12 protein-coding genes are annotated in these 15,918 nt (G+C 69.0%); 2 read left to right on the forward strand and 10 right to left on the reverse strand.

Annotated features, from left to right (window positions below):
• Positions 1–249 precede the first annotated feature (249 nt).
• Positions 250–501, forward strand: a complete 252-nt coding sequence (locus tag ACFQ7F_RS32855) for a DUF6300 family protein (protein WP_383278507.1) — start codon at positions 250–252, stop codon at positions 499–501.
• Between the two features lie 74 nt (positions 502–575).
• Here the strand turns inward: ACFQ7F_RS32855 and ACFQ7F_RS32860 are convergent, their stop codons facing one another.
• The 10 genes from ACFQ7F_RS32860 to dnaK form a co-directional block, all read right to left on the reverse strand.
• Positions 576–2,747, reverse strand: a complete 2,172-nt coding sequence (locus ACFQ7F_RS32860; protein WP_383278442.1) for an FUSC family protein — start codon at positions 2,745–2,747, stop codon at positions 576–578.
• 321 nt (positions 2,748–3,068) lie between these two features.
• The gene (locus tag ACFQ7F_RS32865) at positions 3,069–4,160 is read right to left on the reverse strand and encodes a hypothetical protein (protein ID WP_383278445.1); all 1,092 of its coding nucleotides are present in this window, start codon (positions 4,158–4,160) and stop codon (positions 3,069–3,071) included.
• A 302-nt stretch (positions 4,161–4,462) separates the two neighbouring features.
• Entirely contained in the window at positions 4,463–6,217 is a 1,755-nt protein-coding gene (locus ACFQ7F_RS32870; protein ID WP_383278448.1) for an FAD-dependent oxidoreductase, read from the reverse strand.
• Positions 6,217–6,480, reverse strand: coding sequence for a UBP-type zinc finger domain-containing protein (locus tag ACFQ7F_RS32875; RefSeq protein WP_383278451.1), 264 nt, complete (start codon positions 6,478–6,480; stop codon positions 6,217–6,219). Before ACFQ7F_RS32875 ends, ACFQ7F_RS32870 begins: the two co-directional genes overlap by 1 nt.
• A 70-nt stretch (positions 6,481–6,550) precedes the next feature.
• Entirely contained in the window at positions 6,551–7,009 is a 459-nt protein-coding gene (gene trxA, locus ACFQ7F_RS32880) for a thioredoxin (RefSeq protein ID WP_383278454.1), read from the reverse strand.
• Positions 7,006–9,645, reverse strand: a complete 2,640-nt coding sequence (gene clpB, locus ACFQ7F_RS32885) for an ATP-dependent chaperone ClpB (RefSeq protein WP_383278457.1) — start codon at positions 9,643–9,645, stop codon at positions 7,006–7,008. The genes trxA and clpB overlap by 4 nt, the downstream gene beginning before the upstream one ends.
• On the reverse strand, positions 9,636–10,046 hold the full coding sequence (locus ACFQ7F_RS32890) for a chaperone modulator CbpM (protein WP_383278460.1): 411 nt from the start codon (positions 10,044–10,046) through the stop codon (positions 9,636–9,638). Before ACFQ7F_RS32890 ends, clpB begins: the two co-directional genes overlap by 10 nt.
• Positions 10,043–11,005: a DnaJ C-terminal domain-containing protein gene (locus tag ACFQ7F_RS32895; protein WP_383278463.1), complete on the reverse strand. Its 963-nt coding sequence runs from the start codon at positions 11,003–11,005 to the stop codon at positions 10,043–10,045. Before ACFQ7F_RS32895 ends, ACFQ7F_RS32890 begins: the two co-directional genes overlap by 4 nt.
• A gap of 6 nt (positions 11,006–11,011) precedes the next feature.
• The gene (locus ACFQ7F_RS32900; RefSeq protein ID WP_383278466.1) at positions 11,012–11,620 is read right to left on the reverse strand and encodes a nucleotide exchange factor GrpE; all 609 of its coding nucleotides are present in this window, start codon (positions 11,618–11,620) and stop codon (positions 11,012–11,014) included.
• 7 nt (positions 11,621–11,627) lie between these two features.
• Positions 11,628–13,526: a molecular chaperone DnaK gene (dnaK, locus tag ACFQ7F_RS32905; RefSeq protein WP_383278469.1), complete on the reverse strand. Its 1,899-nt coding sequence runs from the start codon at positions 13,524–13,526 to the stop codon at positions 11,628–11,630.
• A gap of 432 nt (positions 13,527–13,958) precedes the next feature.
• Here dnaK and ACFQ7F_RS32910 point away from each other — a divergent pair, with 432 nt between their 5' ends.
• Positions 13,959–15,686 carry a PucR family transcriptional regulator gene (locus ACFQ7F_RS32910; protein ID WP_383278471.1) on the forward strand — a complete coding sequence of 576 codons (1,728 nt, stop codon included), beginning with the start codon at positions 13,959–13,961 and terminating at the stop codon, positions 15,684–15,686.
• Positions 15,687–15,918: the final 232 nt, after the last annotated feature.

Below are 15,918 nucleotides of genomic sequence, written 5' to 3' on the forward strand. Positions count from 1 at the left end.
GTGCCGGGCCGGGAGCGCCGGATGTCCGGGCGGACGGCGGCGCGGGCCAACTGCTACTCAAGCCGATTCGAGGACCGGGCGCTGATCCAGAACCAGGCGGATCGTGACCATCCGCGTCACATTTCAGCCCGAAAGGGGACTTGTATGTCGTTCACCTGACGCTACGTAGTACGCCCCGACGGCTCCTTCTGCCGTATCGGCAACCTCGACGGCAGCCTCGACCACGTCAGCGACACAGAACTCGCCCGGCTGCACCCCGCCGAGCAGGACAGCCAGGAGGAGACGGCCCGGTCCGGTTCCCGCTGCGGCGGTGAACTCCTGCTGCACTGGCACGGCCCGCTGATGACCGGCGTCTGGATGGAACTGTGCCCGGCCTACGACGCCCACCGCCCCGCCGCCCGCGCCTTCATCCAGTGGCACCGCGACGCCGACCACGAACCGAAGATTCTGCCCAAGCTGTTCGCGGACTGGGAGACCGAAACCATGCGCGCCCACGGCTAGGCCCGCGCCCCGCAGCCCGAAGCACCGAACTGTTGCCTCTCCAGGAGGACGCGACGCTTGCCGTCGTCGGAACGTCACCCGCCCCGGTGCGCGGGTCCTGAGCCACCGCCTTCAGCCTCCACGGCCTCCCGCACCCGCTGCTCCTCGCGCACGGAGCCGACGTCGCGCTCCAGGGGGGTGCGGCTTACGGCTGTCGCAAGGTCCTCCAGGGCGCGCTTCTGCAGGTCCGCCTCACGCCGTAGCGCTGGGCTCCGGGCACCGGCGCCCTCCCATGCCTGGAGAGCTTTCTCCACGCGTCCCCAGTCCGGATCCCTGTGCTCGCGCAGGTCGGCTGCCGCCTGCGCCGTGTCCGTTTCCAGGGCCTTGGCGAGCCCCTCTGCCTCGAGAGCGAAAGGGTTGTCGTCCTGCGGGACCCGGTTCGCCATGAGCGTTGCTGCCCTGTCGAACCCTTTGAGTGCCTCCTGTGCCTCCTCCGCCTCACGCGAAGTCAGGCCCCTGGGGCGGACCGGTTCCTGCTTTGCCCGGTCGTATGCCTCCTGCCAGGCGGCACGCGCTTTTCTGCTCGCCAGTTGGGCACTGCGCATGTCGGCACGGCGTTCCCTGGTCGGTTCGGCGTAGTTGCGGAGCACTGCGGCCGCGTAGCGGCCGTTGGCGGCGAGCCAGTCCGCAAGCCGTTCCGTCAGCCGGGGCGTCTCCCATGCAGGGAACACCGCGTAGGCCAGCATTGCCAGGGCTCCGCCCAGCAGGGTGAGTACCATCCGCTCCGGGACTGTCTGTTCCCATGTCTGGCCGCCCATGCCGAGCAGGAAGACGACGTACGCGGCAGTGAAGCACTGGGAGTAGGCGTAGCCGGTACGGATCAGGGTGTACGACAGGCCCGCCGAGGCCACCGCCAGCGCACCGAACACATGGGCGTCCGGGCCCAGGGCCCGCACCACCCCGGTGGCGAGCACGACCCCCACCAGAGTCCCGGCGAAACGGGCGACCGCACGCGCGTACGTGCGGTGGAAGTCCGGACGCATCACCATCACCGAGGCGATGGGCGCCCAGTAGCCGTGACCCAGGGGTAGCCGGGCGGCGATGAGATAGCCGAGCGTGGCCACCGCCGCCAGCCGAACGGCATGCCGGAAGACGGGCGAGTCGTGGCGGAGCTCACGACGGACCGACCGCACGATGACCGGGATCAGCCGGAACAGGGTCGGTCGCACCAGGAACTGAGCGCCCGCGGGGCCATGTTGCGTGGGCGTCCTTCTGCGCACGTCGCCGCACTCAGCGATCTCCAGCGCCTCGCCGAGCAGTCCCGCGAGCCTCTCGGCGGCCTGCCTCGCGGGTCCCTCGAGCACCTCGTGCTCCTCGTCTCCACGCAGGAGGTCCAGGGTCTTGGGCGGTACCTCGACGGGGGTGCCGCGCCGGATCGATCGGGCGGCCGCGTCCAACACGTCGGCGGCCGCGTCGAGCAGCTCCCGCGCGCGGTCCCGCCCAGGTCCCTCCGCCGGGGCGCCGACGTCCGGGTCGGCGAGCGCGGCGATGGTCGGCAGAATGCGCTCGGCAAGTCCTCGCGGGCCGTGGAGGACGGTGGGGCGGGTGCGGGCCTGTGATGGCGTGACGGCGGCCGCGTCCCGGGCTGTCATCAAAGGCTCCGGGTCGAACCGGGCGGTCGGGTCGTGCCGGAGCCGGCGGGCGTAGTCCGCCACGGAGGCCAGGGCGTCGGCGAGCGCGTCACGATGCGCTCCCCATCGGCGGATCGGGAACAGCAAGATCAGCACGGCCTGCACCACTCCGCCGAGCGCGATGATCCCGGCGTGCTCCAGGGCTCGTCCGACGCTGGTGGGCAGGGTGATGGTCACCAGCATGCTGCCGACCGTCGTCGCTGCGACGATCCCGGCGGTCGATCCGACGGCCCACGCCAGCCCCGCGATGAAGGTCCACAGGGCCAGCAGCGGAAGGAATGCCACGAGTTGCCCCGCCGCCAGATAGCCCACCAGGGTACTGAGCGCCAGCCCCGCGCCGGCGCCGAGCGCGATCACCTTGCGTGGGCGCCAGGTGCGCTGGAAGGTGGCCCCACCCGCGGAGAAAGCGCCGAGGGCGGCGGATGCGGCGTACGCCGGGGAGCCGAGCCATAGCGCCGGCCCCATGACGATTGCCACACCGACGGCCGTGCGCAGCGCGAGCAGGGGCTCCAGCCGCGTCTCCTCGATTTTGAGCCCGGACCAAAGGACTTCCCTGAAGGCCCGCGGCCACGTCACGGGCGTGAGCCCAGCCGGGAGGCTATGCCGGCTCGCGTCGGCCTGGTTCTGGTTCGGCCGTCGTGCGGGAGGGCCTCCCCCACGGTCCAGAAGCAGAGTGACGGCCGCCGTTCCTGGGACAGGGGGTTGCCGCTGCGGACACCCCTGGCCGAAGGTCCGGCAAGTGCCGAGGAGCCGATGGGCTGCTGAACAGTCGATCTGCGCTCCGTCGGTCCGGTCACCGACCGCACCATCACGCCACCGCCACCGCCACCGCCACCAAGGAGACGGGCGTGATACACCGTCCGCCATCGCCATCGGCTCCTGTGCATCTTCATACAGCTAGCCATCGTGCTCGTCCTGGAGCATGTGGCGACGTTCCTGTTCGCGCTTGGAGTAGGCGGCTGCTCGGATCGCCTCGTCGCTCTCCAGGCCTGATCCCAGCGCGCCGCCCACTGTGGCAGTCGAAGCCACGAACCACGACAACGTCCAGTAGTCCGTTGCGTTCAACGGATTTCGTGTCATGGAAGCGAACACCTGGTCGTTGAGGATGAACAGCGCCCACACAAAGTTGATGACCATCAAGCCCACATAGCAGGCGAGCACCCCGACACCCACGGTCAGGACGGTCGAGACGTTGTACAGCCTCGCCCTCTGCCTCGCCTCCGGCGAGCCCTGTGCCGGGTGATGCCAAAGCTGCGCGTCTACGATCAGCCAACCGATCATGAGTGCCACGGACCCGACCGTGGCGATGACGAGGCGCGGCGCGCTCAGAGCGTCGGCCAGGCTCCAGACGGTGGAGTTCACAGTGGCGACGACTCCCGTGGCGAGTGCGGCCGCCAGGGCTTTCGAAAGGCCCGGCACCAACCGCCACGGCCGGTTGGCGCGGACCATACCGAAGAGGACTCGTAGATAGCCGCGCGGCCCGCTGATGACGAACCGGAGATCAGCGCTCTCCTCATCGCCGATCGGGCTCGGATGAACGGGCGTGAGACCGCCGTCAACGGATTCCAGAAGAATCTGCCTTTGTCGAGGCCCCTCGGGCTCGGTGGGCTGCGGGCCCGCCAAGCCAAGTACGGCTTCTACCACGGCCCGGCGGGCCCTCGTCTGCAGCCGGAAGCCCCCCAGTGAAGGCAGTGACAACAAGGCCAAGCCGTGTTGGTGGTTCATGCTGGCGACGAGTTTGCGGCCGTGCGAGTGCAGCGGGAGGTCGGTGAGGGCGACGATGATGTCCCAATCCTCCGCACTGCCACGGTCTATGATCCGGCCCATCAAGGTGGGCGGGTCCTCTGTCCCTGAAGTGAAGGGCTCACTGATCACTTCGATGTCGAACCTCCGCCCCTGGCGAGACTTGTCGGCGAGCCGAGCAGGAAGGGTCCGGCTCATGCGCTTCGCAATCTCGGTCGGTGCGTCCGGATCCGCCAGGAGAGCCACGACCGTAACGCTCTGGCACGACGCTTGCATGACTGGCCCTTCTCGTCGGCTGTTCCCGCGATGGCAAGTGCTCACAGGATGCCTTCAGGCAAAGTCGACGCTGCGATGACACGCTGTCCCCGTGTGCCGGGTGGCGTGTTCGCCACGGTGGTGTTCGGCCCCGTACCCGCGCTGCCTCGCAGTTCGCCTTTGTCTCGGCACACCACGCCGGCCGGCTGATCATCGGCCATGAACCGCTGCATCGTTCGCTCGATGCGACAGCCTGGTTGGCGTCCGGCCGTCTGAGGGCCCGTCGGGAGAGATCAGTGCTGGGCCACGGACTGGCCCGTCACCGGTCGAGGCCCCTCCGGGCCTGCGGTGCGGACCAGGTTGCCGGCATTTTCCCGATGCTCGTGCACGAGGCGGATCGCCATGGCACCTTCACCGGTGGCCGAGGCAACTCGTTTGACCGAGCCGCTCCTGACGTCGCCGGATGCGAAGACCCCGGGAAGGCTGGTCTCCAGCAGCAATGGACCACGGCCGAGCGAGTCCCACCGGGTCGCGTCGGCGGCAGCCTGGGCGTCCGCCCCGGTCAGGACGAAGCCCTTCTCGTCCAGGGCGAGCACGCCCCTCAACCACTCCGTGCACGGGCGAGCCCCGATGAACACGAACAGCGCGGCGGCCCGCAGCGTGCGGCGCTCACCATGTGCGTTGTCCTCGACGCTCAGCGACTCCAGTTTCTCCTTCCCGGAGGCGCCCCGGACTTCGGTGTGGAGCAGCACCTCGATCTTCGGGTGCCGTTCCACCTGGTCCACCAGGTAACGCGACATGTCCGCGTTGAGGTCGCTGCCCCGGACGAGGAGGTGGACTCCGGACGCGTGCTGGGCCAGGAACAGCGCCGCCTGTCCGGCGGAGTTGCCCCCGCCGACAACGGCGACCGGGTCCGCCTCGCAGAGACTGGCCTCGTGCACGGTCGCCGCGTAGTAGACGCTGATGCCCTCCAGACGGTCGATGCCGGGCACCTCGAGCCTGCGGTACCGGACACCTGAGGCGAGCACCACGGCGTCCGCCCGGACTTGGGACCCGTCTGTGAAGCTGACTACGTACTCGTCGTCCTGCGGGATGAGCCTGTTGACCTGAGCCGGCACCATGAGGCGGGCACCGAATTTGTGGGCCTGGAGCACCGCGCGTTCGATGAGCTCTCCTCCGGAGATGCCCGACGGGAAGCCGAGGTAGTTCTCGATGCGGGACGAGGTGCCTGCCTGGCCTCCGGTGGCCACGGCGTCGACAGAGATCGTCGTGAGGCCGTCGGAGGCGCCGTACACGGCTGCGGCGAGTCCCGCGGGGCCCGCGCCGACCACCATCACGTCGCACTGGGCGGTCTTCGGCGTGGGGGCGGGCAGCCCGATGAGCCTGGCGAGTTCGGCGTTGCTCGGATTGCGCAGCACCCGCTCGCCCTGCCAGAGGACGACCGGAGTTTCCTCGGGGCGGACGGAGAACCGACGCAGTAGCGCCTCAGCCTCCTTGTCCCTTTCCAGATCCAGCCAGCGGTGGGGCAGCCGGTTGCGGGCAGCGAACTCACGCAGCCGCAGCGTGTCCCGCGAGTAGCACGATCCCAGGATGCGGAAGCCCGCGCCGAGGCCGATGAGCAGACACCGTCGGCCCAGACAAGCGCGGAGGATCAGGTCGCCGAGTACAGGGTCGCGGCCGATCAAGGTGCGTAGGCGCTCCACCGGTACGGCCAGGATCTCGCCTGCCTCACGCACCACGGCGGTGTCGAACGCTGCCTGCCCCTCCAGCATCCCCAGTTCACCCAGGAACCTGCCGGGTCCGTGTACCGCCACCGTTCGCTCCTCCGGCCCACCGTGGTCCTGAAGGATTTCGACGGCCCCGCTGAGGATGGCGAGGAACTCCCGGAACGGCTCGCCCTCCCGGTACAGCACCTCACCTTCCGTGGTCCTGCGGCGCTCACCGTGCGCGGTCAGGTCCTGAAGCTGTTCCGGTGCAAGGCGCGGGAACGCCCCGTATCGGTCCGGCGTCTCGCGGACCGCACCATTCTTGTGCTGGGCAGCACTCATCAGACCAAAGCCTCATGGACGTAGCACCAGCGCCAGTCCTCTCCCGGTTGGAAGGACTGCACGACGGGGTGCTCGGCGCTGCCCGCGTGTCGTCGGGCGTGTTTGAGGGGTGAGGAGTCGCAGCAGCCGACGTGCCCGCAGGTGAGGCAGAGCCGCAGGTGCACCCATGGGGAATGCTCCCTGAGGCACTCCTCGCAGCCCTGCGGGGTACGCGGTGTGACGGGCCGCACCATTGCCAGGTGCGGATCTGGAATCGTGGCCATGACGTTCTCCTCTCATGGATGGCTGTTCGGCCGCGGCCCCCGCGATGGTCTCCAGTCCGGTCACAGACGCTCACGCACCCGCGGTGGTCTGCCGGCCTTCCAGGGCCTGTTCGACCCACTGCCGCAGGACGTGCGCCGGTGCCGCACCGGCCTGTCGGGCGACCGTCTCGCCATGGTCTTGAACGAGCAACGTGGGCACTGCTTGGACCTCGAACCGCCGACTGACTCCCGGGTTCTTGTCGATGTCGACTTTGACGAGCTTGATCCGTCCGGCGAGGTCGCGGGCGACCTGTTCGAGGGCGGGGCTGACCATGCGGCAGGGGCCGCACCAGGTGGCCCAGAGGTCGACGACGACAGGTTGGACGGCTTTGTCGGCGACTTCGGTGAAGTCGTCGTCGCCCGCGTCGACGACCCAGGGCAGCGGCTGCTTGCAGTGGCCGCATTTGGGGCGCCCCTCGGCGGCAACAGGAATGCGGTTGTCGCGCCCGCAGTGCGGGCAGGTCACCGTCGTTGTACGTGTGGTGTTCACGCTGCCCTCGCTTCCCGGGCCTCTTCCTGCTGGTCGTAGGTGACCACCAGCTCTCCGTGTTCGGCGTCGACGCGGACCGTCGCGCCGTCCTGGACGTCGCCGCGCAGAAGGGCACGCCCGACCAGCGTCTCGACCTCGTGGGAGATGTATCGCCGCAGCGGCCGGGCCCCGTACACCGGGTCGTAGCCCTGGTGCGAAATCACCTCTCGGGCCACATCGGTGAGTTCTACGTTGATGCGGCGTTCCGCCAGCCGCTGCCGCAGTTCATCGAACTGCAGCTCCACGATGCGTTCGATCTGCCGCTCGCCCAGCGGCTTGAACAGCACGATGTCATCGACGCGGTTGAGGAACTCCGGACGGAAGTGCCCACGCAGCTCGCCCATCACCAGGGCGCGGGCGTCAGGCTTGATCTCACCCTCGGCGGTGGCGCCGTCGAGGAGGTGCTCGGAGCCGATGTTGGACGTCATGATGATCACGGTGTTGCGGAAGTCGACGGTGCGGCCCTGAGCATCGGTGATGCGGCCGTCATCGAGGATTTGCAGCAGCGTGTTGAAGACGTCGCTGTGCGCCTTCTCGATCTCGTCGAACAGCACGACCGAGTACGGCTTGCGGCGCACGGCCTCGGTGAGCTGGCCGCCTTCCTCGTAGCCGACGTATCCGGGTGGTGCGCCCATGAGCCTGCTGACGGTGTGCCGCTCCTGGTACTCACTCATGTCGAGGCGGACCATGTTGTCCTCGGAGTCGAACAGCGCCCGGGCGAGAGTCTTGGTCAACTCGGTCTTTCCGACGCCGGTGGGGCCGAGGAAGATGAAGGAACCGATGGGGCGGCGAGGGTCGCGGATGCCGGAGCGGGCGCGGATGATCGCGTCGGCGACGAGCTTGACGGCCTCGTCCTGGCCGACGACGCGCTCGCGAAGGATCTCGTCGAGGCGCAGCAGCTTGTCGCGTTCACCTTCCTGCAGGCGGGCGACCGGGATGCCGGTCCAGGCGGCGACGATCTCTGCGATCTCCTCTTCGGTGACCACCTCGCGCAGCAACCGGTTCTGTCCCTGCCTGGTGGCCAACTGCTCCTCCTCCGCCGCGAGTCGGCGCTCCAGGTCCTGGAGGCGGCCGTATCGGAGTTCGGCGGCACGGTTGAGGTCGTAGGCGCGTTCGGCCTCCTCCGCCTCGTGGCGGACCTGTTCCAGTTCCTGGCGCAGTTCCTGCACCCGCCGGATCGCCTGCCGTTCGGCCTCCCACTGAGCGTGTTTGGCGTCGGCCTCACCGCGCAGGTCGGCCAGTTCCTTGCGCAGCTCCTCCAGGCGGGTTTTGCTGGCGGGGTCGGTCTCCTTGGAGAGGGCGGCTTCCTCGATCTCCAGGCGGGTGACGCGGCGGGTGATCTCGTCGAGTTCGGCAGGCATGGAGTCGATCTCTGTACGCAGCCGGGCGCATGCCTCGTCGACCAGGTCGATGGCCTTGTCGGGCAGGAATCGATCAGTGATGTAGCGGTGGCTGAGGGTGGCGGCGGAGACCAGTGCGGTGTCCTGGATCTTGACGCCGTGGAAGACTTCCAGGCGCTCACGCAGTCCACGCAGGATGGAGATGGTGTCCTCGAGGCTGGGCTCGTCGACCAGGACCTGTTGGAACCGTCGTTCGAGGGCTGCGTCCTTCTCGATGTGTTTGCGGTACTCGTCGAGGGTCGTGGCGCCGATCATGTGCAGTTCGCCGCGGGCGAGCATCGGCTTGAGCATGTTCCCCGCGTCCATGGCCCCTTCGGTGGCGCCCGCACCGACAACGGTGTGCAGTTCGTCGACGAAGAGCAAGATGCCGCCTTGTGCCGCCTTGACCTCGCTGAGCACGGCCTTGAGGCGTTCCTCGAACTCGCCCCGGTACTTGGCGCCGGCGACCAGGGATCCCATGTCGAGGGCGAACACGATCTTGTCGCGGAGTCCCTCGGGGACGTCGCCGCGGACGATGCGCTGGGCGAGGCCCTCGATGATGGCGGTCTTGCCGACGCCGGGGTCTCCGATGAGGACCGGGTTGTTCTTGGACTTCCGGCTCAGGATCTGGGTGACGCGGCGGATCTCGGCGTCCCGGCCGATGACCGGGTCGAGCCTGCCCTCCTTGGCCTCGGCGACGAGATCGCGGCCGTACTTCTCCAGAGCCTCGTAGGCCACTTCGGGGTTGGCGGAGGTGACACGCTGATTGCCGCGGACCTGAGTGAGTGCGCCCAGGAACGAGTCCTTCGTGATCCCTGCCTGGTTGAGCAGACGTCCGGCGGCTGTTGATGACCCCTCTTCGGCCAGGGCGAGCAGGAGGTGCTCCACGGACACGTACTCGTCCTTGAGGCGTTTGGCCTCCCGTTCAGCGGCGTCGAGCAGGCCGGCGAGGCGCTGGGTGACGAAGACCTGGCCGGGTGTCGCACCGGGGCCGGTGACCTTCGGGCGGCGGGAGAGTTCCTCGCGCACGGCCGCGCGCAGTTCCTTCGGCTCGGTTCCGGCCTGCTGCAGCAGCCGTGGGATCAGACCGTCCTCCTGATCGAGGAGTGCGAGCAGCAGGTGTTCTCCGTCCACTTCGGTCTGCCCCATGCGGCCGGCCGCGGACTGCGCCTCCTGGAGGGCTTCCTGGGATTTCTGTGTAAGACGGTTCATGTCCATGGGGGTGTTTCACTCCTCGTGCCGCGGCCACGCAGGGCGGTTTCGAGCAGGCTGATGCGATCGAGCAGGTCGAGCACCAGGCCGATGGATGCGTAATTGAGGCAGAGTCCGGAGCGCAGCCGCTGGATGCGGGCGAGTACCGCTGGGGCGTCGCGGTCGAATACCAGGTGGCCGACGGCATCGCGTTCGGCGTCGACCAGCCCGAGGGCGACGAACCGGCGGACCAGATCGGGATGGAGACCCGATCGACGGGCCACGGCCTCCAGGGAAAGTCTTGGGGCGGGAACAAGCGCATACCGGGCAGCCGTCGAAGCGGTGGCGACGTAGGTGACCGGCTGAACCGGGCGGTCGCCTGCACCGGACCGGCCGATGCCTGCCGCTCCCGTGGGTCGGTCATTCATCGCGTCCTCCTGGGGTCGAACGAGGATGTCGCGGCGAGCTCCTCGAACAGTTCACGCTCCCGGTCGCCGAGCGTGGGTGGCACCATGACGCGGAGTTCGGCGTACAGGTCGCCGTTCGCACCGCGCGGGTTCGGCATGCCCTCGCCGCGCAGCCGCAGCCGACGGCCGCTGGACGAGCCTGCAGGCACGGTGACCTTGGCTGTGCCACCGGGGGTGGGCACCGGCACGGTCGCGCCTAGGGCCGCCTCCCACGGGGTCACCGGGACCTGCACGTGGACATCGCGGCCGTCGAGCCGGAACTGAGGATGGGGCTGAATCCGCACCCGCAGGTGCAGGTCGCCCGCGGGTGCGGCACCACTGCCCCGCCCGCCCTCTCCCGCCAGCCGGATGCGCTGCCCGTCGGTGACGCCCGGCGGGACGTCGACCTCGTAGCGCCGCGGCTGCCCGGTGGGCCCGGCCAGTGTGACGGTACGGCGGCCGCCCTTGTACGCCTCCTCGACGGTGAGCGGCAGTTCGGCCTCCTGGTCGGCTCCCGGTACGCCGGCGGAGCCCGCACCCGCACCCGCACCGAAGAGCGAGCCGAGCAGGTCCTCGATGTTCACATCCTCGGCTGAGAAGTCATCGCCGAAGCCGGTGGTGTACCGGACGCGGGGGCCGCCCGCGCCTGCGCCTGCGGTCCGCCGGGTACGGAATCCGCCGCCCGCTCCGGCCGCGACCCGGTCGTCGAAGTCTTCGGGGATCTTGCGGAAGTCTTCGCCGAAGCGGTCGTAGCGTGCCCGGGTCTTCGGGTCGGACAGGACGCTGTATGCCTCGTTGAGGTCCTTGAAGCGTTCCTCCGCCGCAGGGTCCTTGTTGACGTCGGGATGGTGTTTGCGGGCGAGCTTGCGATATGCCTGCTGGATCTCGTCCTGGCTCGCGGTCCGCGACACTCCCAGCACTTCGTAGAAGTCCCGTGCCATGACAGATCACTCCAGCTTCGCGACGGTCACGCTGGCGGGCCTGAGCTGCCGATCGCCGTCGCCGTAGCCCGGGCGCAGCACCTGCACGACGGTGCCCGGCTCGACGTCGGGGTCGTCGACGACGCTGACCACCTCGTGCCGGGCCGGGTCGAAGGCCACGCCGGTCTCCGCGTGCCGCGGGTAGCCGAGCAGTTCGAGGACGTTCACCGCCTGGTCGCGGACTGCCCGGATGCCCTCCACGACCGCACCTGAATCGGCGTCGACGTCGGCGTGGGCCAGGGCGAGTTCGAGGTTGTCCAGGACGGGCAGGAAGGCGGCGGCCGTACGGGAACGCTCGACCGTCCGCTCCCGCTCCAGTTCCCTCGCGTGACGCTTGCGAAGGTTGTCGAGGTCGGCGAGCGCGCGCCGCCAGCGGTCCTCCAGTTCCTGCATCGCGGCTGTGTGCTGGTCCACCGCGGGTGCAGGGGCGGCGTCGGGCCCCGGTTCATCGTTGGTCGCTTGCGGCCGGGGCGGCGGGCCGGGTTGACGCGAGTCTTCGCCCGGAGGGCGTGCGGCACCTTCCAGGGCCGGTTCGGCCGACGTGGCCCGGTCGGGTTCTTGGGGGTAGCTGGGCATGGCGGCCTCAACCCTTGTCGAACTCGGCGTCGATGACATCGTCGTCACCGCTGCCACCACTGGGGGGACCACCGGCGGCGGCGTCCTGGCCCGGGCCTCCCGTGGCGGTGGCACCCTGCTGGGCAGCGAGTCCGGCGAGGACCTGCTGGAGTTCGGAGGCCAGTGGCCGCACGCGCTCCACGCCTGCCTCTTCCTTGACCGCCGCCCGGGCATCGGAGACGAGCATCTCGGCCCGTGCCTTCTCGTGCGCGGGAGCTGCGTCGCCCAGTTCGGCGAGGCGCTTCTCGACCTGGTACGCGATGGCGTCGAGCTCGTTGCGGGCGTCGACGGCCTCGCGGAGCTCTCGGTCCTGGCCCTGGTTGCGCTCGGCCTCCTGGACCATACGCTCGACCTCACCGCGGTCCAGGTTGGACATTTCGCTGATGGTGATGCCCTGTTCCTTGCCGGTGTCCCCGTCGCGCGCCTTGACACTGAGGATGCCGTTGGCGTCGATGTCGAAGATGACCTCGATCTGCGGTTCGCCTCGCGGCGCCGGCCGGATATCGGTGAGCTGGAACCGGCCGAGCACCCGGTTGTCGGCAGCACGCTCGCGCTCACCCTGGAGGACCACCACATCGACGGCCGGCTGGTTGTCCTCGGCGGTGGAGAACGTCTCGGTACGCCGCACCGGAATGGTGGTGTTCCGCTCGATGATCTTCGTCATCACTCCGCCGCGCGTCTCGACGCCCAGCGACAGGGGCGTGACATCAAGCAGCAGGACGTCCTTGACCTCACCCTTGAGCACCCCGGCCTGAATCGCGGCGCCCAGGGCCACGACTTCGTCGGGGTTGACGCTCATGTTGGGGTCCTTGCCGCCGGTCAACCGGCGGACCAGGGCCTGGACCGCGGGTATGCGTGTGGAGCCGCCTACGAGGATGACCTCGTCGATGTCGCTCTCACCGACCTTGGCGTCGGCCATTGCCTGCTGGACCGGCTCCAGGCACCGTTCCACGAGGTCGCCGGTGATCTGCTCGAATGTGGACCGCATGACGGAGTCGGTGAGGTGTTTGGGGCCCGAGGCGTCGGCGGTGATGAACGGCAGGCTGACCTGCGTCTGCGTCACCGAGCTGAGCTCGGTCTTGGCCTTCTCCGCCGCCTCGAACAGTCGTTGCAGCGCCTGCGGGTCGTTCCGCAGGTCGATGCCGTTCTCCTTCTGGAAGCCGTCTGCGAGATGGTCCACCAGACGCCGGTCGAAGTCGTCGCCGCCCAGGTGGCTGTCCCCCGCGGTGGAGCGCACCTCCACCACGCCGTCGCCGACATCGAGGATGCTCACGTCGAAGGTGCCGCCGCCCAGGTCGAAGACGAGGACGGTCTCGTGCTGCTTCTTGTCCATGCCGTACGCGAGAGCGGCCGCCGTCGGCTCGTTGATGATCCGCAGCACCTCCAGACCCGCGATCCGACCGGCATCCTTGGTGGCGGTGCGCTGGGCGTCGTTGAAGTAGGCGGGCACCGTGATGACAGCCTCCGTGACGCGCTCCCCCATCTGTTTGGAGGCGTCGTCGGCGAGTTTGCGCAGCACCTGTGCGCTGATCTCCTCAGGCGCGTACAGCTTGTCGCGCACCTCGAAGCGGGCCGCCCCGCCGTCGCCCTCGACGACGTCGTACGCCACCGCTTTCGCCTCGTCGGAGATCTCGTCGAAGTGCCGGCCTATGAATCGCTTGGCCGAGTAGATGGTGCCCTTGGGGTTGAGGATCGCCTGGCGCCGGGCCATCTGGCCCACCAGGCGCTCCCCGGTGTCGGTGAAGGCCACCACGGACGGTGTCGTGCGGTTGCCCTCGGTGTTGGGCACAACGGACGGCTCGCCGCCCTCCCACACGGCGATCACCGAGTTAGTGGTGCCCAGGTCGATGCCCACTGCCCTAGCCATGAGGAACTCCTCCCGGTACTGCGGCCTGCGCCGACTCTCCGGTTGACTTTCGTTCAGCTACGGATAGGACCTCCGCGGGCACCCTGCAGAGCGCCAGGTACTGCGTCGCTGCATTTCGCACCGGCTCGGCTGCGGCGAGCAGTGCCATGCACAACCCCGCAACCGCACCAGTACAGCGCGCCGCCTGGACGGTTAGCTCCGCTTCTCCTGTGGCTCCGCTTCTCCTGCCGGTTTACACGCGGAGGGTTTTCGAACGCACCCCAGCATGTCGAGCTGAGCGGCTCCGCGCCTGCGCCTGGCCGGGCAGAAATGCACGAGCCCGGTCACCCTACGAGTACTAGAGTGAAAATACGGACATATCGCATGGGGTGGCTCGCGAGCTGTAGCCGAAACACCGCTCGCCTCGCCCTCCGACAGGCCGGGAGCGGCGCCATGGGCAAGAGTCGGCCGCACAACCTGAACCGCTACTCCGACAGAGAGGGCACTTTGTCGGGGGACGGCTCCGCCGACCGTGCCCTCCACGAACTGACGGTGCTGTCCCGCACCCTGTTCGACACCCCGGACGAAAGCGAGATCCTGCGCCTGGCCATGGACCACATAGCCGCCGCCGGGCCTTACAGCGCCGAGGCCGGTTACCTCCTCGAAGCGGACGGTGACCTGGCCCCCAGCCCGGGGAACCGCCAGGATCACGCCTCGACCGTGGATCGGAGAGTGCGGGACCTGGCGGGGCAGGACGGTCCTGTGGCCGTCCCCGGCAGGCCTTGGGGCCAAGCCCTTGGGCTGCGCGGACTTGAGGGACTGCACGGTTACCTCGTAGTGACGTCCCGCTCCCGGCCCACCGAAGCCGAGTGGTCCCTGCTCGCCACACTCATCCGGCACACGGCTGCTGCGCTGTCGGTCGCCTTCGCACACCGCCGCCACCGCGAGGAGGCGCTGGAGCTGCACCGGCTCAGGGAGGAACGCGCAGCCCTCCAGCAGCAGCTGATCGCCGTCGTGGCTGAGCTGGCGTACCGGCGTGCTGTACACGCACTCATGGCCGACGTCGCCGCCTCGGGCGGTGACGAGGAGGCCGTCACTCGCGCACTGCACGGCCTGACCGGACTCCCCGCCCTGGTCGAGGACCGCTTCGGCCGGCTGAGGTCCTGGGCAGGCCCCAGCCGGCCCGACCCCTATCCGGAACCGGACCCCGTGCGCCAGGACGCACTGCTGAACGCCGCCGCCCGGCAGGCCGGGCCGACGCGGATCAAGGGCCGGCTGATCGCTCTGGTCCGCCCGCACGGCGAGGTCCTGGGCATGCTGGCCCTGGTCGATCCCCAGGGCGAGGCAGACGAGCACACCGTGCTCGCGTTGGAACAGGCCGCCACGTCGCTCGCCCCGGAGCTGGCGCACCTGCGCAACCTGGCCGAAGTGGAACTGAGACTGCACCGCGAGTTGGCCGACGACCTACTGGCAGGAACGGACGAGACCAGCGCCTACGCCAGGTCCGAGGCCGTCGGACACGACCTGCACCGCAGCCACTACATCGTCGTGGTGCAGTGGTCCGACCGGACCGCGGACGATTCCTTCGCGCAGACCGTGGGCCGGGCGGCGTCTGCCGTGGGCATGCGCTCGCTGCTGACCCGACGTGCCGAGCACGTGGTCCTGCTCGCTGATGACAGGCCGCACGCTCGAGCGCTGTACGAGGCGCTCACCCTGGAAACGGGGGCGCCGTCCGGGAGCATTGGCGTGAGCGCCCGGTGCGATTCCCCCGACGACATCCCCCAGCGCTATCAGGAGGCGCAGCGTGCCCTGGAAGTGCGCAGCCACTCCCGCAAGCCATACGGCATGACGTTCTTCGACCAACTCGGCCTCTATCGCATCCTGGGGCCTGGCAACGAGTTCCGGGAACTGGAGGCGTTCGTCCACGAGTGGCTCGGGCAACTCATCGGTTACGACGCCCGAAACAACTCGGCCATGGCGGAGACCTTGGCTCAGTACTTCGACTGCGGCGGCAACTACGACGAGACGGCCGCATCCCTCGCCATCCACCGCAGCACGCTGCGCTACAGACTCCAGCGCATCCGCGAGATCAGCGACAAAGACCTCGCGAACGTCGAGGACCGGCTCAACCTCCAGGTGGCGACCCGAGTGTGGAAGATCGTGCTGGGCGGATCCGGCTGAGGCCTTGTGCAGGAGCTGGGCAAGCGCAGCACCCGCCCTGAAGACCGGAGGTCCGCGCCTTCGGCCGTGATGCGTGCGTCCGCCGTCGGATGAAGGCTCGGCCCCCGCTCCCTTCTGCACCGGTCTGGTGATTGCGCAGCAGCGTGTTCGCCCGCTGCCCCCGACGCCTGCGGAACCCGACGACTTCCAACCGGCACTCTCGTCATGCCTGATCCCCAGGCTTCATCCAGAC

It is taken from the genome of Streptomyces sp. NPDC056486 (assembly GCF_042795295.1).
In the GTDB taxonomy this organism is placed as follows: domain Bacteria; phylum Actinomycetota; class Actinomycetes; order Streptomycetales; family Streptomycetaceae; genus Streptomyces.